The organism is Psychrobacter sp. 1U2, from assembly GCF_051847575.1.
Genome location: NZ_JBPYDC010001484.1, coordinates 1 through 592 on the forward strand (window position 1 = coordinate 1; position 592 = coordinate 592).

Consider the following 592-nt stretch of genomic DNA (forward strand, 5'->3'; position numbering starts at 1 on the left):
GTTTTGATTGCGGTTTTGACCTTCATAAATGATAGCGCAAATAGCTACTTTGCTGACGTCAGCTGGAATGCTTGCAAGGTTGATTTTGATTTGTTCATCATCGCCGTCGCCCTCACCAGTACGGTTATCGCCAGTATGCTCAACAGCGCCGTTATCTGATTTTAGGTTATTAAAAAAGATAAAGTCTTGGTCATTACGTACTTTGCCTGCTTCATTGACCAAAAAGCCAATAGCATCCAAATCAAACTCTTGACCGTCGGTTGCGCGTGGATCCCAGCCAAGACCAACGGTGATATTGGTTAAACCTGGCGCTTCTTTTGATAAGTTTACGTTGCCGCCTTTTGTTAAGCTAATAGCCATATAAATATCCTTTAGATTAATAATTGAGTGGATTAAAGAATCGAAAAAGTGAAATAAAAATCGTGCAGTCGTCTAACAATCAACGTAAATATCAAAAATATCTACCTGTATGTCACGTCCTGCATGTCATTACGTTTTACTATACTAAGCGTTTGCCTACTAAGCAAGGCGAATTTTGTGTGACTATATGACATATACATTTCTATTTATAAAAAAATGGTTTTATTGCAAT

The 592-nt window shown here is 37.8% G+C and carries 1 protein-coding gene; it reads right to left on the reverse strand.

Translation table 11 applies throughout. The annotated features are described in order from the left end of the window. Nucleotides 1–360 (reverse strand): TerD family protein (locus ACS8FD_RS22765; RefSeq protein ID WP_439277528.1); only part of this gene is annotated, 360 nt, incomplete at its 3' end. Between the last annotated feature and the right edge of the window lie 232 nt (nt 361–592).